This is a genomic window from Methylomonas albis (assembly GCF_014850955.1).
Lineage (GTDB): Bacteria > Pseudomonadota > Gammaproteobacteria > Methylococcales > Methylomonadaceae > Methylomonas > Methylomonas albis.
Genome location: NZ_JACXSS010000001.1, coordinates 4,575,779 through 4,594,453, shown reverse-complemented (window position 1 = coordinate 4,594,453; position 18,675 = coordinate 4,575,779). Strand labels below are relative to the sequence as shown.

At 51.4% G+C, this 18,675-nt stretch carries 21 protein-coding genes; 14 read left to right on the top strand and 7 right to left on the bottom strand.

Annotated features, from left to right (window positions below; all coding sequences use genetic code 11):
• Window positions 1-39: 39 nt before the first annotated feature.
• The 7 genes from hisD to EBA_RS20595 are packed head-to-tail and all read right to left on the bottom strand — an operon-like array spanning window position 40 to window position 5,683.
• Window positions 40-1,341 carry a histidinol dehydrogenase gene (gene hisD / locus EBA_RS20625; RefSeq protein ID WP_192376458.1) on the bottom strand — a complete coding sequence of 434 codons (1,302 nt, stop codon included), beginning with the start codon at window positions 1,339-1,341 and terminating at the stop codon, window positions 40-42.
• Window positions 1,342-1,345: 4 nt separating this feature from the next.
• Window positions 1,346-1,972, bottom strand: coding sequence for an ATP phosphoribosyltransferase (gene hisG, locus EBA_RS20620; RefSeq protein ID WP_192376457.1), 627 nt, complete (start codon window positions 1,970-1,972; stop codon window positions 1,346-1,348).
• A gap of 15 nt (window positions 1,973-1,987) precedes the next feature.
• Window positions 1,988-3,253, bottom strand: a complete 1,266-nt coding sequence (murA, locus tag EBA_RS20615) for a UDP-N-acetylglucosamine 1-carboxyvinyltransferase (RefSeq protein ID WP_192376456.1) — start codon at window positions 3,251-3,253, stop codon at window positions 1,988-1,990.
• A gap of 33 nt (window positions 3,254-3,286) precedes the next feature.
• Complete coding sequence (locus EBA_RS20610; protein ID WP_192376455.1) at window positions 3,287-3,598, bottom strand: STAS domain-containing protein; 312 nt, start codon at window positions 3,596-3,598, stop codon at window positions 3,287-3,289.
• Window positions 3,598-4,062, bottom strand: coding sequence for an outer membrane lipid asymmetry maintenance protein MlaD (gene mlaD / locus EBA_RS20605; protein WP_192376454.1), 465 nt, complete (start codon window positions 4,060-4,062; stop codon window positions 3,598-3,600). The genes EBA_RS20610 and mlaD overlap by 1 nt, the downstream gene beginning before the upstream one ends.
• A 1-nt stretch (window position 4,063) precedes the next feature.
• Window positions 4,064-4,846 carry a lipid asymmetry maintenance ABC transporter permease subunit MlaE gene (gene mlaE, locus EBA_RS20600; RefSeq protein WP_192376453.1) on the bottom strand — a complete coding sequence of 261 codons (783 nt, stop codon included), beginning with the start codon at window positions 4,844-4,846 and terminating at the stop codon, window positions 4,064-4,066.
• Window positions 4,847-4,864: 18 nt separating this feature from the next.
• Window positions 4,865-5,683 carry an ABC transporter ATP-binding protein gene (locus tag EBA_RS20595; RefSeq protein WP_192376452.1) on the bottom strand — a complete coding sequence of 273 codons (819 nt, stop codon included), beginning with the start codon at window positions 5,681-5,683 and terminating at the stop codon, window positions 4,865-4,867.
• A gap of 144 nt (window positions 5,684-5,827) precedes the next feature.
• Between EBA_RS20595 and EBA_RS20590 the strand changes: the two genes are divergently transcribed.
• From EBA_RS20590 to EBA_RS20525, 14 genes are all read left to right on the top strand, one after another.
• Complete coding sequence (locus tag EBA_RS20590) at window positions 5,828-6,802, top strand: KpsF/GutQ family sugar-phosphate isomerase (RefSeq protein ID WP_192376451.1); 975 nt, start codon at window positions 5,828-5,830, stop codon at window positions 6,800-6,802.
• Between the two features lie 12 nt (window positions 6,803-6,814).
• Window positions 6,815-7,348 carry a 3-deoxy-manno-octulosonate-8-phosphatase KdsC gene (kdsC, locus tag EBA_RS20585; RefSeq protein WP_192376450.1) on the top strand — a complete coding sequence of 178 codons (534 nt, stop codon included), beginning with the start codon at window positions 6,815-6,817 and terminating at the stop codon, window positions 7,346-7,348.
• On the top strand, window positions 7,345-7,911 hold the full coding sequence (gene lptC, locus EBA_RS20580) for an LPS export ABC transporter periplasmic protein LptC (RefSeq protein WP_192376449.1): 567 nt from the start codon (window positions 7,345-7,347) through the stop codon (window positions 7,909-7,911). The genes kdsC and lptC overlap by 4 nt, the downstream gene beginning before the upstream one ends.
• A complete protein-coding gene (gene lptA, locus EBA_RS20575) occupies window positions 7,898-8,398 on the top strand; it encodes a lipopolysaccharide transport periplasmic protein LptA (protein WP_192376448.1) in 501 nt (166 codons plus the stop codon). The genes lptC and lptA overlap by 14 nt, the downstream gene beginning before the upstream one ends.
• On the top strand, window positions 8,398-9,123 hold the full coding sequence (gene lptB, locus EBA_RS20570) for an LPS export ABC transporter ATP-binding protein (RefSeq protein WP_192376447.1): 726 nt from the start codon (window positions 8,398-8,400) through the stop codon (window positions 9,121-9,123). Before lptA ends, lptB begins: the two co-directional genes overlap by 1 nt.
• A gap of 13 nt (window positions 9,124-9,136) precedes the next feature.
• Complete coding sequence (locus tag EBA_RS20565; RefSeq protein WP_192376446.1) at window positions 9,137-10,573, top strand: RNA polymerase factor sigma-54; 1,437 nt, start codon at window positions 9,137-9,139, stop codon at window positions 10,571-10,573.
• A gap of 39 nt (window positions 10,574-10,612) precedes the next feature.
• Window positions 10,613-10,903: a ribosome hibernation-promoting factor, HPF/YfiA family gene (gene hpf, locus EBA_RS20560; RefSeq protein ID WP_192376445.1), complete on the top strand. Its 291-nt coding sequence runs from the start codon at window positions 10,613-10,615 to the stop codon at window positions 10,901-10,903.
• A 54-nt stretch (window positions 10,904-10,957) separates the two neighbouring features.
• Window positions 10,958-11,815: an RNase adapter RapZ gene (gene rapZ, locus EBA_RS20555; RefSeq protein WP_192376444.1), complete on the top strand. Its 858-nt coding sequence runs from the start codon at window positions 10,958-10,960 to the stop codon at window positions 11,813-11,815.
• A 35-nt stretch (window positions 11,816-11,850) separates the two neighbouring features.
• On the top strand, window positions 11,851-13,209 hold the full coding sequence (gene mgtE / locus EBA_RS20550) for a magnesium transporter (RefSeq protein ID WP_192376443.1): 1,359 nt from the start codon (window positions 11,851-11,853) through the stop codon (window positions 13,207-13,209).
• Between the two features lie 104 nt (window positions 13,210-13,313).
• Window positions 13,314-14,018, top strand: a complete 705-nt coding sequence (minC, locus tag EBA_RS20545) for a septum site-determining protein MinC (RefSeq protein ID WP_324615368.1) — start codon at window positions 13,314-13,316, stop codon at window positions 14,016-14,018.
• 21 nt (window positions 14,019-14,039) lie between these two features.
• On the top strand, window positions 14,040-14,852 hold the full coding sequence (minD, locus tag EBA_RS20540) for a septum site-determining protein MinD (RefSeq protein WP_192376441.1): 813 nt from the start codon (window positions 14,040-14,042) through the stop codon (window positions 14,850-14,852).
• On the top strand, window positions 14,852-15,106 hold the full coding sequence (gene minE, locus EBA_RS20535) for a cell division topological specificity factor MinE (RefSeq protein ID WP_192376440.1): 255 nt from the start codon (window positions 14,852-14,854) through the stop codon (window positions 15,104-15,106). The genes minD and minE overlap by 1 nt, the downstream gene beginning before the upstream one ends.
• 98 nt (window positions 15,107-15,204) lie before the next feature.
• Window positions 15,205-15,402 (top strand): winged helix-turn-helix domain-containing protein, encoded by a 198-nt coding sequence (locus tag EBA_RS20530; protein ID WP_192376439.1) that lies wholly within the window; start codon window positions 15,205-15,207, stop codon window positions 15,400-15,402.
• A 305-nt stretch (window positions 15,403-15,707) separates the two neighbouring features.
• Window positions 15,708-18,509, top strand: coding sequence for a glycosyltransferase (locus EBA_RS20525; RefSeq protein ID WP_192376438.1), 2,802 nt, complete (start codon window positions 15,708-15,710; stop codon window positions 18,507-18,509).
• Window positions 18,510-18,675: the final 166 nt, after the last annotated feature.

The following is an 18,675-nucleotide window of genomic DNA, read 5'->3' as shown; positions in this document are numbered from 1 at the left end:
CATTCATCTTCATTGTATGCGAATTCGCCGGAAACCTGATCAAATCCTAAACTCCGCTGACCTTGCATGCGCAGTCAAACTCTCCCCACGCGCCAACACCGAAGCAATCTTGCCCAAATTCTGCGCGCCAACCGCCGAGCAATTGATCAAGCTGCTGCGCTTTTGGAAATCGTAAACCCCTAAAGGCGAGGAGTAGCGGGCGGTGCTGGAGGTGGGTAGGACATGGTTCGGACCGGCGCAATAATCGCCTAGCGCTTCGGCGGTGAAACGGCCCATGAAGATCGCGCCGGCATTGTGGATTTGCTCGCACAAGGCTTCGGGTTCCGCTACGGACAACTCCAGATGTTCCGGAGCAATGCGGTTGGCGACTTGCGCGGCTTCGGACAGGTTGGCGACTTTGATAAACGCGCCACGGCCGGTCAAGGACGCGCGGATGATGTCGGCGCGTTCCATTTCCGGCAGGAGTTTGTTGATGCTGGTTTCCACTTGCTGCAGAAAAGCGGCGTCGTCGCTGATTAAAATAGCTTGGGCGTTTTCGTCGTGTTCGGCTTGCGAGAACATATCCATCGCAATCCAGTCTGGGTTGGTCTGGCCGTCGCAGATGATCAAAATTTCGGACGGGCCGGCGATCATGTCGATACCCACTTGGCCGAATACCAGTTTCTTGGCCGTAGCGACATAGATATTGCCGGGGCCGACGATTTTATCCACCGCCGGAATCGATTCAGTGCCGTAAGCCAAGGCTGCGACCGCTTGGGCGCCGCCAATGGTGAATACTCTATCGACGCCGGCCACATAAGCCGCCGCCAATACCAGTGCATTGGTTTCGCCGCGCGGGGTGGGGACGACCATAATCAGCTCGCCGACGCCGGCGACTTTGGCCGGAATCGCGTTCATCAAAACAGATGATGGGTAAGCGGCTTTACCGCCCGGCACATAGAGGCCGGCTTTATCCAGCGCGGTGACTTTTTGACCGAGCACGGTGCCGTCCAGCTCGGTGTATTGCCAGGATTGCAGCTTTTGATGCTCGGCATAGGCAAGAACGCGGTCTGCAGCGGTTTGCAGCGCGATGGCCTGGGTACTGGGCAGGGTGTCCCAGGCGGTTTTCAAGGCGCCGGGGGCAAGTTCCAATGCGGCGGCCGTTTTAAAGGAGGTGCCGTCGAAACGGTTGGTGTACTCCAGCAGGGCTTTGTCGCCGCGTTTTTTAATATCGGCGATGATGTCCAGCACTCGTTTGTGTATTTCCAGATCGTCGCTGGCATCCCAGGCTAAACGGGCTTGCAATTGTTTTTCAAAATCGATTGCCGCGCTATCTAGGCGCAGCATCTTGATCGCAGTCATGGGCTTACCTTTGGGCTAAGGTGGTTTCGAACTGGTCGATGAGTGCTTGAATGGCTTGATGTTTCATTTTCATCGCCGCTTTATTCACCACCAGTCGAGAGGTGATGTTGGCGATTAGTTCCCGCGGCTCCAGGCCGTTGGCTTTTAAGGTGTTGCCGGTGTCGACCAAATCGACAATGCAATCGGCCAAACCAACCAGCGGCGCTAGTTCCATGGAGCCGTAAAGTTTGATGATTTCGGCTTGTATCCCCAGGTTGGCGTAATAACGCTGCGCGGTTTTGACGTATTTGGTGGCAACCCGCAAGCGGCCTTTCACTTCCGGGGCATTGACCGGGCCGGCAGTCATCAAGCGGCAACCGGCTATGCCTAAGTCCAGCGGTTCGTAAAGACTTTCCGCGCCATGTTCCAGCAACACGTCCTTGCCGGCGATACCCATGTCCGCCGCGCCGTATTCGACGAAGGTCGGTACGTCGGTGGCGCGAATAATCACCAGCTGCACGTCCGGACGGGTGGTTTGTAGAATTAGTTTGCGGCTTTTATCCGGATCGTCGGTCGGCGTGATGCCGGCCTGTTCCAGAAACGGCAGGGCTTCTTCGTAAATACGGCCCTTGGATACGGCAATGGTCAACATGGTTTTGCGATAGGGTTAGTTAGGAATGCGGCGAATGGTAGCGCCCAGTTGTGTCAGCTTTTCCTCGATGTGATCGTAACCGCGGTCGATATGGTAAATCCGATCCACCAAGGTTTCGCCTTCTGCAACCAGGCCGGCCAGTACCAGACTGGCGGAAGCCCGCAAGTCGGTGGCCATCACCGGCGCCGCTTTCAGTTGGGCGCTGCCGGTACAGATCGCGGTGTTGGATTCCAGCTTGATTTGCGCGCCCATCCGTTGTAGTTCTTGCACGTGCATGAAACGGTTTTCGAAAACCGTTTCGGTGATTAGCCCCACGCCTTCCGCGATGGAATTCAACGCGGTAAATTGCGCCTGCATGTCGGTGGGGAAGGCGGGATACGGCGCGGTGCGGACGGTAACTGCTTTCGGGCGTTGGCCGTGCATATTCAGTTCGATCCAGTTTTCGCCGCAGGTGATGTCGGCGCCAGCTTCTTTCAATTTAACCAGCACTGCGTCCAGCGTGCTTGGATCGGTGTTTTTCAGTTTGACATGGCCGCGACTGATCGCGCCGGCCACCAGATAAGTGCCGGTTTCGATGCGGTCGGGCAGGATGTCGTAATGCAAGCCTTCCACACCCAGTCTTTCTACGCCTTCCACGGTCAGAATATCGGTGCCGACGCCGGTGATTTTGGCGCCCATTTTATTCAGAAAATGCGCCAGATCGGTGACTTCGGGTTCTTTCGCGGCGTTTTCGATAATGGTGATGCCTTCGGCCAGGGTGGCCGCCATCAGGATGTTTTCGGTGCCGGTCACGGTGATTTTATCCAATACCAAATGGCAGCCTTTTAAGCGAGTCGTCTTGGCATGGATATAGCCGGCTTCGACAGTAATGTCGGCACCCATTTTGAGCAGCGAGTCGATGTGAATATCCACCGGACGTGTGCCGATGGCGCAGCCGCCGGGCAACGAGACATACGCTTCGCCGAAGCGGGCCAGTAACGGTCCCAATACCAGAATCGAAGCGCGCATGGTTTTCACCAATTCGTAAGGTGCTTCGTACTTGTCGATAGTGCTGGTATCGACTTCGATGTTCATTTTTTCGTCGACAGTCAGGCGCACGCCCATTTGCCCCAACAACTCCATGGTAGTGGTGATGTCGTGCAAATGCGGAATATTACCGACGCTGACCGGCACATCGGACAACAAGGTGGCGGCCAGAATAGGTAGGGCGGCATTTTTGGCGCCGGAAATTCTCAGTTCGCCGTGTAGCGGTTGGCCGCCGGTAATCAGTAATTTATCCATGGATTCTTATTGGTCTGTATATTTGAACGCAGCTTAATGCGTGTGGTTTGCAAAATATTCGGTTTCGTCGAAGCCGCTGAGCTTCGCCAGAGCGAGTAATTGCGACGGTATGTTTTTAAAGGACAGCTTAACCCGGCCCATCCGGCTGAGCCTTATCCATTCGATCATCAAGGCCAGACCGGCGCTATCGGTGGTCTTTACTTTGGCTAGATCGATACAGATGCTGTCCATACCTTTCAAAAACTTGAAGGATTGTAAAGTCTGCTTGTCGATGCTGGCGAAGGTCAGGCAGCCTTCCACCGTAAAGTGGCCGGGCGCTTGTTCGGTTAATGTCAGCTTGGACATTATTTGCCTTCCGCCTTATTCAGCATGAATTTGCCTATCATTTCTTCCAGCACGATGGCGGAGCTGGTGATGTCGATGGTGCTTTTATCTTTCAAAAACTCATCCGACGAACCGGGATCGAGGCTGACGTACTGTTCGCCCAACAAGCCGGCGGTATAAATACTAACGCCGGAATCGCTGGGTAGGTTGTTGTATTGCGATTCGATGCGCATTTCCACGATGGATTCGTGGCTTTCCTTGTCCAGTCGGATAGCCGATACCCGGCCAATACGCACGCCGGCTACTGAAACCGGCGATTTGACCTTCAGTCCGCCGGAATTTTGAAAGTGAGCGAACACTGTGTAGCTGTCTTCGCTGGTATAACTGCCCAGATTACTGACTTGCAGAGCCATGTAAAACAAGGCGGTAATACCGCTGGCGACAAAAAAACCGACCAGGGTGTCCTGGGTCTTGGAATGCTGCATGTTAAATGTCTCCAAACATGAGTGCGGTTAAAACGAAATCGAGAGCCAGCACCGAGAAAGCGGAGTTGACTACGGTGCGGGTGGTGGCGCGGCTGACGCCCTCTGAAGTCGGGATCGCATCGTAGCCTTCGAATAAGGCAATCCACGACACGACGAAACCGAAGACCACGCTTTTGATCACGCCATTGAGTATGTCTTCTTGAAAATCGATACTGGCCTGCATCTGGGCCCAGAACGCGCCGTCGTCGACGCCGAGCATGCCGACCCCGACCAGATGGCCGCCCATGATGCCTATCGCGCTAAACAAGGCGGCCAATAAAGGCATGGATAGAAAGCCGGCCAAAAAGCGCGGCGAAATGATGCGTTTGATCGGATCCACCGCCATCATTTCCATGCCGGACAATTGTTCGGTAGCCTTCATCAGGCCGATTTCGGCGGTCAACGCCGAACCGGCCCGGCCGGCAAACAATAGAGCCGATACGACCGGCCCGAGTTCGCGTACCAGTGAAGCGGCCACCATCACGCCCAGGGATTCTTCGGCGCCAAAGTCGGACAGAATGTTAAAGCCTTGCAAGCCTAAAACCATGCCAACGAACAGGCCTGAAATGGTGATGATCAAAAACGACAGCACGCCGACCGAATACACCTGTTTGATCAGCAGGTTGGGGCGCGGCAACACCTCGCTGATGCCGGTTAGGGTATGGCCCAAAAAAAACGAGGCACGGCCGAGCTTGGCAAAGCTGCTGCGGGTAGTTTTTCCCAGATTTTGCAGAAATTGAAGCATCAATGAGTAAATTGGTGGTTATTTGCTGGCCAGCAGGTCGTCCAGATAATCGCGCGCCGGGTAGTGAAAGTGTACCGGACCGTCGGCATCGCCGTGCATAAACTGTTGCACCCAGGCCGAATCGGATTGTTGTAATTCTTGCGGTGTGCCCTGGCCGATGATTTTGCCTTCCGACAGAACATAGATGTAATCCGCGATGGCGGCGGTTTCTTGTACGTCATGCGAGACGACAATGCTGGTCAGGCCTAAAGTCGTATTCAGCGACTTGATTAAGTGTACTAGGGCACCCTTGGAAATTGGATCCTGGCCGGTAAACGGTTCGTCGTACATGATCATCAACGGATCGAGAGCGATGGCGCGAGCCAACGCCACCCGTCTCGCCATGCCGCCGGATAGTTCGTTGGGCATTAAGTTGCGCGCACCGCGCAGGCCCACCGCATGCAGTTTCATCAGCACCAAGGTGCGGATCATCGACTCCGGTAAATGAGTATGTTCGCGCATGGGAAACGCTACGTTATCGTACACGCTCATGTCGGTCAGCAGCGCACCGCTTTGGAAAAGCATGCCCATGCGTTTGCGTAACTCGTATAGTTCGCGGGTTTTCAGGCGGTGGACATTTTGGCCGTCGACATGAATTTGGCCGCGATCTGGGGTCAACTGACCACCGATCAACTTCAACAGCGTAGTCTTCCCGGTGCCGCTGGGGCCCATGATGGCCGTGACTTTGCCGCGCTGAATCTCCAGGCTGACCGCGTCGAAAATTTTTCTGGGGCCTCTGGAAAAGCTCAAGTTGCTAATCGAAACGATATTGTCTTCAGGACTTGCGCTATTGGCCATCTACCGGAATCACAGGAGTTTTTGGATTGGGAACGAGCTATTTTCTATGACTCGTCGAGAATAAGTCAATGACTTGGGGTGAAAAGTCGGATAATAACATGCAATAATGGTTCCTTTTTATTTTGGTGCGTGGAGTTAATTTGCGTGGGTTGTGATCAAGACATACAAGCGTTGGCGTTGGCGGTGATTCAGACCGAAATGCAGGCGGTTGCCGGCTTGGCTGCGCGTATCGATGAACAATTCGTCAGTGCCTGCCGTTTGCTGCTGGCCTGTAAAGGTCGGGTGGTGGTCACGGGTATGGGCAAATCCGGGCATATTGCCGGTAAAATTGCCGCAACTTTAGCCAGTACTGGTACGCCGGCTTTCTTTGTGCATCCGGGCGAAGCCAGTCACGGCGACCTCGGCATGATTACTCGGCAGGATGTGGTGTTGGCTTTGTCCAATTCCGGCGAGACCGAAGAAATCCTGACGATTTTGCCTATTATTAAGCGACTCGGGGTGCCGTTAATTGCGTTGACCGGTAATCCCGAATCGGCCTTGGCCAGATTTTCCAGTGTACACATCAATGTTGCCGTCGAGCAAGAGGCTTGTCCCTTGGGCTTGGCGCCGACCGCCAGCACGACGGCAGCGTTGGTGATGGGCGACGCGTTGGCGGTATCTCTGCTGGAAACCAAGGGTTTTACCCGCGACGATTTTGCGCTGTCCCATCCAGGCGGTAGCTTGGGCAAGCGCTTGTTGTTACAGGTTGCCGACATCATGCACAGCGGCGGCGAAGTGCCGGTAGTGGCCGACACCGTTTTGGTGAGCGATGCGTTGCTGGAAATGACCGGCAAGAAACTGGGTATGACTGCGGTGATCGATGGCGAGCGGCGGGTTGTCGGGATATTTACGGATGGAGACTTGCGGCGGATGCTGGAAAAAAATCTGGATGTGCATGCGACCCGTATTGCTGAAGTCATGACCGGGCCTTGTAAGGTAATTGATGTCGATATGTTGGCGGCGGAAGCGATGCAAATCATGGAAAGCAAAAAAATCAATGCCTTGTTGGTCGTCGACAACCAACTAAAGTTATTGGGTGCCTTGAATATGCACGACTTGCTGCGGGCCGGCATAGTCTGAGAGTAGCGAGCGATGTTCGATTTAAATCCCCAACAACTCAGTGTCGTAAAACAAATCAAACTGCTGATTCTGGATGTGGACGGCGTGTTGACCGATGGTCGATTGTTCTTCGACGACAATGGCAAAGAATACAAATGTTTTCACGCCCGCGACGGTCACGGCGTTAAATTGCTGCGGCAAACCGGGGTGGAAGTGGCGGTGATCTCCGGCCGCAAATCCAATTCTGTCACCCTGCGGATGCAGGGCTTAGGGGTGGAACTGGTCTATCAAGGTCACGAGAATAAGCGCGCTGCATTCGCGGAAATCTTGCAACGACTGGCGTTAACGCCTGAACAAGTGGCTTACATCGGCGATGACATCCTGGATTTACCGGTTATGCGTCAAGTTGGCTTTGCGGTCGCGGTGCAAGATGCCAATTTCGTGCTTAAAGACTATGCTCATTGGCAAACGCAGGCGGCTGGCGGTTTGGGCGCGGTTCGGGAAGTATGCGATTTGATCATGCAGGCTCAAGGGAGCTTTGACAGTGTGTTGCAAACCTATTTATGACAGTGCTGAAAAATCTACAGATTTTTATTTATGTCGGATTGGCCGCATTGTTGTCATGGTGGCTGGTGCAATTGAATGAACAACGTGACGCCGAAATAAAAATTGCCGAAAATAGCCCTGATTTTTTTAGCATGGGTTATTTCAAAAAAGAAATGAATATCGATGGTGTGCCAAAAAGCGAATTGGCGGCGGAAAAAATGCAGCATTTTAAAGTCGATGGCAGCACGCATCTGGAAAAGCCGGTGATGACATTGTATAACCCGAACGAAATGCCCTGGCTGATCAAGGCTGACAGCGGGGTTATGGCGGCAGACGGCGATAATTTACAACTCAACGGCAGTGCTTTTATCAATCGGGAGGCCTCGAAAACCAATTCGGCGCTGACCATCAATACCTCGGATTTGCGGGTGAAACTCGCCAGCCATTATGCGGAGACACGGGCGTGGACGGAGATCATCAGTCCGCCCAACAAAACGGCGGGAATAGGAATGGAAGCAACTTTTGTGAGTCCGATTCACCTGAAATTGTTGTCCAAAGTGAAAGGTCGCTATGAAATTAAGTAAAATGGTCGGTCTAGGCCTGTTATTCTCAGCGCGGATGGCGTTTGGATTGGAGTCCGATTCCGAGCAGCCTATCTACATCGACTCCGACAATGCGGTTTACGATGAAAAGGCACAGATCAGTACCTACACCGGCAATGTGGTAGCTACGCAGGGTACGATCAAAATCGATGGCGACAAGTTGGTGGTTTATTTGAAAGATGGGGCGATCATCAAGCTGATTGCCACCGGTAAACCGTCGCATTTCAAGCAGTTGCCGGCCGTGGGTAAGGAAGAAATGCATGGGGAGGGTTTGATCAATGAATTTTACCCGGACCAGAATTTGCTGAAGTTTATGAAAAATGCGTCGGTTTGGCAGGGCGATGCCAAACAATCCAGCGAGTATATCGAGTACGATACTAAGAACTCCTTGCTGAAGGCTGGTGAAGCGCAAACCGACGGCAAGCGCGTGCATTCGGTCATTAAACCCAAGCCCAAGCAGGCCCAATAATGGCGCGATTGGTTGCGGAACAGCTGTTCAAGCGCTACAACGATCGAAATGTTGTCGATGGCGTCAGCCTAAGGGTCGACACCGGAGAAGTGGTCGGTTTACTGGGTCCGAACGGTGCGGGGAAAACCACCAGCTTTTACATGATGGTGGGATTGGTTAAAGCCGATAGCGGTGATATTTTTCTCGACGACCAGCGCATCACCCATCATCCTATGCACCGGCGTGCGCGCTTGGGGATCGGTTATCTGGCGCAAGAGGCTTCGGTATTTCGTAAATTGAGCGTGGCTGACAATTTACGCGCGGTATTACAGATTCGGACCGATTTGACCAACGGTCAAATCGAGTTGTTGATTGATGAGTTACTGGCAGAATTTAATATCAACCATTTGCGTAATCAGGTGGCGCTAGGTCTGTCAGGTGGCGAACGGCGTCGGGTGGAAATCGCACGTGCTTTGGCCAGTGAGCCGCAGTTTATCCTGCTGGACGAGCCGTTTGCCGGGGTCGATCCGATTTCGGTGTTGGAGTTGCAAAAAATTATTGCCCACTTGAAGCACAGGGGTATTGGTATTTTGATTACCGAGCACAAAGTGAGGGAGACATTGGAGATTTGTGATCGAGCTTATATTTTGAATAATGGGAAGGTTATCGCCGAAGGCCAATCGCGCCAGTTGGTGGATAACGAAGAGGTGCGTAGAGTGTATCTAGGCGAGAAATTTAGTTTATGAAATTCGAATAGTCATGAAGCAATCTCTACAACTCCGTATTGGTCAGAGTCTGACCATGACGCCGCAACTGCAGCAGGCGATCAAACTGTTGCAGATGTCGACTTTGGACTTACAACAGGAAATCCAGCAAGCCCTAGAATCCAACATGATGTTGGAAATCGATGAAGAGGAGTTACCTAATCTCGAGTTCAGGGACAAAAAGCTGGAAAACACTGATCAGCAGACCAGCGAAGGCTCGCAAACCGATATGCCGGACGAATTGCCGGTCGATGTCAGTTGGGACGACGTTTACGAAAGTTCCTTGCCCAGCGGTGGCGATGAAGGTGATAGTCCGGAATTCGAAGCCTTTCGCGGCAAGTCCGAGTCTTTACGTGATCATTTGGTCTGGCAGTTGGAGTTGATTCCGATCTCGGACCGCGATTATGCCATTGCGACCTCTATCATCGACGCCGTTAACGTCGACGGGTATGTGACCAGCGAGCTGGCCGATATTTTTCAAGGGCTACAGGATCAACTGGAAGGCTTGGAAATGGATGAAGTGCTGGCCGTGCTGCATATGGTGCAAAACTTTGATCCTGTCGGCGTGGCCGCTCTGGATTTGGCCGATTGTCTGGGTTTACAGCTACAGCAGTTGCCGGTGACGACGCCGTATCGGTCGGATGCTTTGGAGTTTGTGCATAGGCATTTGGATTTATTGACCAGTTGCGATCAAGCTCGGTTGATGAAACGGATTGGGATGACCGAGGATGTGCTTAAAGGGGTATTGGCACTAATCAGAACCCTGGACCCCAAACCTGGCGCGCGCTTGCAGGATTCGGATGTCGAGTATGTGGTGCCTGATGTGTTTGTCGCCAAAGTTAGCGGGCATTGGCTGGTTAACCTGAATCCCGAGATTGCTCCCAAATTGCGCGTGAATCCTTTCTATTCGGGGATGATCAAGCGTGCCGACAATAGTCAGGACAATGTCAGCATGAAGAATCATCTGCAAGAAGCGCGCTGGTTTATTAAAAGCCTGCATAGTCGTAACGACACTTTGCTGCGGGTGGCTAGAAGCATCGTTGAAAAACAAGGCGATTTTTTCGAGCACGGCGCGATTGCGATGAAGCCGATGGTGTTGCGCGATATTGCCGAAGAACTGGAGCTGCACGAATCCACCATCTCCAGGGTAACCACGCAAAAATACATGCACACCCCGCACGGTGTGATCGAGTTTAAATATTTTTTCTCCAGCCATGTGAGTACCGATGGCGGGGGTGAGTGTTCGGCGACCGCGATTCGGGCGCTGATAAAAGAGTTGGTCGGCAGTGAAAACCCGGCCAAGCCATTAAGCGATAGTAAAATATCGGACTTATTGAATGAGAAGGGCATAAATGTCGCGCGCCGCACCATTGCCAAATATCGGGAAGCGATGTCCATTCCTTCAACCAGCCAGCGGAAAAGGCACATTTAATCAATTTGGAAGAATAATTTTTAAAAACAGGAGTATTCCATGCAAGTCAGTATCACAGGTCATCACGTAGAAGTAACAGAGGCATTAAAATCCTATGTTGATGAAAAAATTAATAAAATCAAACGTCATTTCGATAACGTCGTTGATGTTCATGTCATCTTGACCGTTGAGAAGCTGGAGCAAAAAGCCGAAGCGGCCGTGCAAATCAGCGGTGCCAAACTGTATGCCGAGGATGTACAAGAAGATATGTATGCTGCAATCGACAGCATGGTCGACAAACTCGACAGACAAATCGTCAAACATAAAGAAAAAAATCAAAACCATCGCTAATCGCGAGCTTGTGATACAGGGCGGGCGCGGTTTTCGCTCTGTATCGCGTTGCCTATGAAACTAGTTATCGTTAGTGGCTTATCGGGGTCTGGCAAGAGTATCGCTTTAGATACTCTGGAAGATTGCGGCTATTACTGTATAGATAATTTGCCCGTGGCATTGCTGGACGATTTTGTCGATCATGTGATGTTGAAAGACCCGGAAACCTACAGCAAAACCGCCATCGGTATCGATGCCAGAAACCGTAATCAGAAGCTGGCGGACTTTCCGGATAGTCTGGCCTCTATTCGCAATAAGGGTATCGATTGCGAGCTGGTTTACATGGAGGCGGACGAGAATATTATTCTGAAGCGGTACAGCGAAACACGCCGCCGTCATCCTCTGACTACCGAAAGCAGGCCTTTGCGCGAGGCGTTGGAAATCGAACGGGAAATGCTGCGCTCAGTGGCACTCCGTGCCGACATCGTCATCGATACCAGTTATACCCATTATCACCAATTACGGGATTTGCTGAAAAACCGTCTGGGCGAAAAGGGCAAAGGGTCTTTGTCGATTTTGTTCCAGTCATTCGGTTTTAAATACGGTATCCCGCTGGATGCCGACTTCGTCTTCGATGCCCGCAGCCTGCCTAATCCGTATTGGGCGCCGGAGCTGAGAGGATTGACCGGCAAGCACGCCGAGGTAATCGATTTTTTGCAGAACGAAGCTATCGTGAAGGAGTTTCTGCAGGATATTGGCTATTTTATTGGGCGCTGGGCGCCGCGCTTCGAGTCGGATAATCGCAGTTATTTAACCATCGCGGTCGGTTGTACCGGCGGTCAGCATCGATCGGTCTATCTGGTTGAAGCATTGAGTCGGCAATTTCAAACTATTACTCCTAACGTTATCGTCAGGCATCGGGAATTGCGTTAACGCAATTGTCCAGCCCAATTTCTTGGTTTTTACCCATGACATCACCAGCAAAGCTTGAAAATACCGAGCATCTTTTAGATCGCGCCACGGAAGCGCTAGCAAAAGACTCTCTGATCGAGATTAGAAATTTGGTGCGATCCTTGTACCCTGCGGAAGCGGCGCATATTCTCGAGTCTTTGGAACCGGAACAGCGAGCCAAGCTTTGGGCGGTAGTGCCACCCAGCGTAATCGGTGAAATTTTGGTTGAGGTGAATGTCGAAGTAGGCAGTAGTTTGCTGAAAATTACCGATAGAAAGGATTTGATAGCTGCTACGGAATCCATGGGGGCGGACGGCATGGTCGATCTGCTGCATGTATTGCCCGAGCCCTTGCTCTCGCAAGTGATGGAATCTATCGGCGTACATAATCGCAACCGCATCGAAAAGGCGCTGAGCTACGACGAGCATACCGCTGGCGGCTTGATGTCCGCCGATGTATTAACCATTCGCGCCGACGTGACGCTGGACGTGGTGACGCGTTATTTACGGTTGCGCGGCAATATGCCGGCTGCTACAGATAGCTTGATTGTGGTGGACCGCAAAGAGCAGTTTCAGGGTTTGCTGCCGATTAATCAATTGTTGACCCACGATCCGCACACCAAGGTTGAGTCGATTATGGATGTCCGTAGTGCCGGCATCCCATATGGTATGCCCAGTCGCGACGTGGCGGGTTTATTCGAGCGGCGAAAATTGTTATCAGCGCCCGTTTTGGCGGATGACGGTAAGGTGTTGGGGCGCATCACTATCGATGATGTCGTGGGACTGATCCGTGAGGAAGCTAATCACTCGCTAATGAGTATGGCCGGCTTGAGCGAGGAGCAGGATATGTTTGCGCCGGTCTTCACCAGTGCCAAGCGTCGCGCATTATGGTTGGGCGTGAATTTGCTTACTGCGTTCTTGGCTGCTTCGGTCATCGATTTGTTTGAGGCCACCATTCAGCAGATCGTCGCGTTGGCGGTCTTGATGCCGATTGTTGCCAGTATGGGCGGTATCGCCGGTAGCCAGACCTTGACGCTGGTTGTTCGGGGCTTGGCGTTACGGCAGGTCACCACCAGTAATGCCGTGAGTTTATTGTTCAAAGAAGTTTCGGTGGGCTTGTTAAACGGATTAGTCTGGTCTGTTGTGGTCGCAGTGGTGGCAGGGTTATGGTTCCATAATCCGCATATCGGTTTCCTACTCGGTGTGGCCATGTTGATCAATTTGGTCTGTGCGGCCTTATCGGGTGTGGCGATTCCGGTGTTGCTGGATAAGATCGGTGTGGACCCGGCTCTGGCAGGCGGCGTGTTGCTGACCACTGTTACCGATGTCGTTGGATTCATGGCGTTTTTAGGCTTGGCAACCTTATTTTTACTGTAAGGAACTGTGCTTTTTGTCACGGAAAATGATAGTATTTCGGACATTCAGCAGCGGATTTTCCAAACTCGATGTCAACCGGCGCACCTACTTCGCAAAAAACAGCTTTGGAATTTAAAAGCACGTCTCTGACCGTGCCGGTGTTGCTGTTAGCCAGTAACGACATCTCACTGATCGACCAGCAGCTCAATGAAAAGGTGGTTCAGGCCCCCGAGTTTTTTAAAAACTCGCCATTGCTGATCGATCTGCAAAAACTTAACGCTCAAAACCAGCCAATTGATTTTGCCGAAATAGTCACTCTCGTCCGTCAACACGGCTTCATGCCGATAGGGGTGCGCGGTGGCAACGAGCAACAGAACGGTGACGCCTTGGCAATGAATTTGCCCCAGCATTCTCTACATGGCAGCAATGCGCCGTTGGTCAATAAGGCGCAGGCAAAAACCTTGCCGACACCTGCTGCGGAAGAGCAAAAACCAGCCAATCAATCGATAGAAAATAAGTTAGTGACTCAGCCGATACGCTCCGGCCAACGAGTTTATGCCAAAGGCGATTTGATCGTCACTGCAACCGTTAGTGCCGGCGCGGAAATCATGGCCGAAGGCAATATACATATTTACGGATCCTTGCGCGGACGAGCGCTGGCCGGTGTGCTGGGTAATATCAATAGCCGTATTTTTTGCTCGGATTTACAGGCCGAACTGATTTCGATAGCCGGCATTTACCAGCTCAGTGATGATTTGGGCAAGTATCCCGCGCACAAGCCTGTACAGATTAGTCTGGATAACCAGGCTCTGATTATCAAAGATATTTAAGCTTTTCTTGGAGGAACAATTTTGGCCAGAATTATCGTAGTAACATCGGGAAAAGGTGGTGTGGGCAAAACCACAACCAGCGCCGCTATCGCGATGGGCTTAGCGAAGCGTGGACATAAAACCGCTGTGATCGATTTCGATGTGGGGCTGCGTAACCTCGACTTAATCATGGGCTGCGAGCGTCGCGTGGTTTATGATTTGGTTAATGTCATCAATAACGAGGCCACCTTAAATCAGGCCTTGATCAGAGACAAGCGTTGCGACCAGCTATTTATATTGCCGGCATCGCAAACCCGTGATAAAGATGCCTTAACAACGGAAGGTGTCGGCAAAATTCTGGAAGAGTTGTCCAAAGACTTTAAATACATCGTTTGTGACTCGCCGGCAGGAATAGAGCGCGGTGCTACACTTGCCATGTATTTTGCTGACGATGCGTTTGTGGTGACGAATCCGGAAGTCTCTTCGGTCAGAGACTCGGATCGGATGTTGGGTATCTTGTCCAGCAAATCACGCCGCGCCGAGAAGGGCGAAGAGCCGATCAAGGAATATTTGTTGTTGTCGCGTTATTCGCCGGATCGGGTGAAGTTGGGCGAGATGCTCAGCGTTGACGATGTTCAGGAAATCTTGTCGCTACACCTGTTGGGCGTTATTCCAGAGTCCAAATCTGTATTGAATGCGTCAAACTCCGGTACACCGGTCATTCTCGACGAGCAAAGCGACGCAGGTCAGGCCTATGCGGACATCGTGGCACGTTACTTGGGCGAGACCAAACCACATCGTTTTATTGAGGAAGAGAAGAAGGGCTTATTAAGTAAGCTATTCGGGAGCAAGTGATGAGTCTCTTAGATTATTTCAGATCCTCGAAAACCAATACGGCATCGCTGGCCAAGGAGAGATTGCAAATTCTGGTTGCCCATGAGCGCGCATCCAGAAACCAACCGTCCTATTTGCCGGAGTTGCAACAAGAATTGTTGGCGGTGATTCGTAAATATGTCAATGTCGGGCAGGATGCCATTACCGTTAATTTTGAACAGGATGGAAACCAGGAAACCCTGGAACTCAATATTGTGCTGCCTGAAGAGCGTTAGTTGTGTTTGCTAGCCTAACGTGTTTTATGTGGCGGATGGCTGGATAACACAACTAAAACCCCCGATTTTTTTTGTTGTTTAAATGATGAGGAGTTGAAATGGTGGATACAATTGGCGATGCAGCTGGAGCAGTCTGGCAATTTTTGAATACGCATGGTGAAGCTAGCGTTAATAAAGTCACAACCGAAACCGGTTTGGGTAAGAACGACGTCCAGCGAGCTATCGGTTGGCTGGCTAAAGAAGACAAGCTTATTATTGAAATGAAAGGACGCGTCGAAACGCTTTCATTGAAGTAAAGGTTTTCCCGCATACCTGCTTAAGGTTGAGCTAAGTGTGGCGGCGTTCAATACCGGCTCCTTGCTGGTCTGAGCGTCGCCGGGGTTTGCCCTTAGGCGGGTGTCATAAATGCCGCGGTGTTTCGTTGGTAAATCTGTTACCTGACAGGAATGCGTGGCCCGCATAGACACGCGCCAAGCGCTCTGTCGAAATCAGATACTGTAAGTAAACGCATTTTAGTTAGCCTAGGGATTGGCTATGTAATGCCGTAATAGCAATAAAATATCATTTAAATAACCCTCTTACGCGGAGTCTTTCAGTCGAAATGAAAGCCAAAATTGCCACATTTTTCACCTTGGTGTTACTGGTTGTCGTCAACCTGGGTATCTGGTCTTACGTTAATAACCCGTTAAAGCTGCCATCATGGAGCGATACCATGATGGGGGTAACTTTTAATCCCAAGGGTCGCGATTTCAATCCCGCGGACGGCGTATTTCCCACCAGGGAACAGATTCAATCCGATTTGGAGTTGTTGTCTGGTAAAGCACATTCCATAAGGACCTACACCGCGTTGGAAGGTATGGAGGTTGTGCCTGAGTTAACGGCCAAGAATGCGATTAACCTGGCGATGGGTTGTTGGGTGGATTTGGTTGATGACGACAGCTCCGATGACGATCCGCAAAAGAAGTTAGAGATCACGCAAAAGAGGTTGGATAAAAATCAGCGCGAAGTCGAAAGCCTGATTAATCTTACTAATCAGTATCCTAAAACTATCGTTCGTACGCTGGTCGGTAACGAATCCTTGCTGCGTTATCGGAACAAAATCAGCGGCCCCATTGCGCAGAAAGATAGACAAGAGTTTTCCGGTTCGATGAGCGAACAAGATTTGCAGCTGAAAATAGAGGCGGATGTTAAAGCCGAGGTTGCGGGTAAAGCGAACGAACTGATCGAGTACATTCGTGAAGTGAAAAAACGCACCTGGAAACCGGTCAGTACTGCTGAAACTTGGGATATTTGGGTTGCCAATCCGGCGCTAGCGGCGGAAGTCGATTACATCGCCGTGCACATATTGCCTTACTGGGAAGGTGTGCCAGTTGACTTGCCGCAAGGCGCGGAAGGCGATAACGCGGTTGAATATGTCTTCAAACGTTATTACGAGTTGCAACAGCTGTACCCCAATAAAACCATCGTGATTACCGAGGTGGGTTGGCCGTCCGACGGTCCGCCGCAAAAAGCCGCTAGCGCTTCGTTGGCGAATCAAGCTAAGTTTTTACGCGAGTTCCTGAATCGGGCGACTGCGGAAAACGTGATTTATTACGTGGTCGAAGCCTTCGATCAGCCTTGGAAGATTAAGTTGGAAGGTACCGCCGGTGCTTACTGGGGCTTGTTCAACGCTGACCGCCAGCCGAAATTCCCGATGGAAGGCGATGTGTTGGCTAATCCGACTTGGCGTAACTGGGCCAGTGGGGCAGCGGTGCTCAGTATTATCTTGATGGCGGCGTTCTTGTTCACCCGTAAGAGTCTGAAGCTGCCGGGTAAGTTTTTCTTCGGCATCATCGCCAACTTGGCGGCATCGGTATTGTTTTGGTCCGCGTCAATTGCCGCGGCACAATATCAGACCAGTTTTTCGGTGGTGTTCTGGGCTATTTTGCTGATGATGCAGGCCATGGCAATCTTGGTTTTGTTGACCGAGAGTCTGGAAATATCCGAAGTCATTTGGCATAGAAAAGGCCGGCGGACGTTTACGCCGTTAACGCCTTCGGCGGATTTTCGTTATCCGAAAGTGTCCATCCACTTACCGATTCATAACGAGCCGCCGGAAATGGTGCGCAAGACCTTGAATGCGTTGGCTAAGGTTGATTATCCGAATTTCGAAGTGTTGGTGATGGATAACAACACCAAGGACCCGACAGTTTGGCAACCGGTGCGGGAAGATTGCGATCGCTTAGGTGCAAGATTCCGTTTCTTCCATTTGGATAATTGGCCCGGTTACAAAGCGGGTGCGATCAATTATGCCTTAACCAATACCGCCGAAGACGCTGAAATCATCGCGGTGATTGATAGTGATTACATCCTGAACCCTGATTGGTTGAAAGCCATGGTGCCGTATTTCGATGAGGAAAATGTCGGTTTCGTGCAGTCGCCGCAGGATTATCGTGACGTTAACCAAGGTGCATTCAAGGATATTTGTTATTGGGAATATGCCGGCTTCTTCAATATCGGCATGGTGCAACGTAACGAATTCAACGCGATTATCCAGCATGGCACTATGACCATGGTGCGCAAATCGGCGTTCGACAAAGTCGGTCCTTGGGGTGAGTGGTGTATCTGCGAAGATAGCGAGTTGGGTTTGCGTTTGTACGAAGCCGGTTACGATTCGGTGTATTGCAAAGAGTCCTTCGGTCGCGGCCTGATGCCGGATACCTTTTCTGGTTATATGACGCAACGTTTCCGCTGGGTTTATGGCGCGATGCAGATTATCAAAAAGCACTGGCGGCATTTTCTACCTAACAAAAAATCCTCGCTCACATCCGCGCAGCGTTATTATTTTGTGGCTGGTTGGTTGCCTTGGTTTTCCGATGCGTTGGCGCTGCTGTTTACCGGAACCAGTTTGGTGTTGACCGCATTGATCGTGTCGGACCCGATCCATAGTGAGTTACCGGTAAACGCGTTCTTGTTACCGACCATAGGTCTGTTCGCATTTAAAATTTTGCGCGGTTTGTGGCTGTATAAGGCGCGGGTGGCTTGCTCGATGTTGCATGCCTTAGGTGCGGCGTTGGCGGGTTTGTCGCTAACACATACAGTGGCGCGCGGTACGTTGCAGGGCTTGTTCACCTCCGGCAAACCATTCATGCGTACGCCAAAATACGAACAGCAAGGGCCGTTGGTAGCTGGGTTGTTGATTATTTGGCAGGAGTTGTTATTGCTGACCTTACTAGTCGCAGGTATCTTGGCGATGCAATCCATTGAGCATTTCGATAACTTGAGCGGCAGGCTGTGGATGGCGGTATTGGCGGTGCAGTCTGTGCCTTATGTTGCCACACTCTTGACGATCCTGATCAGTGTTGCGCCTAACTATTTTCCAGGCAAAAAACTTTCCGCCGATGAATTAGACGCGGACGAATAAGTATTGCTAGGCGTGTCTTTGAAAACCCTTGTCGGCTGAAAGGCTGGCAAGGGTTTTTTGTTTTTGGGGGTAGGGTTAGTGCGGCTGCCAAGCAAATCCAAAGTGATGCAAAGTGTCATCGTGCGTCAGGCGCGGCAATCGGAGGAATTGTTTTGAGTTCGGCAGC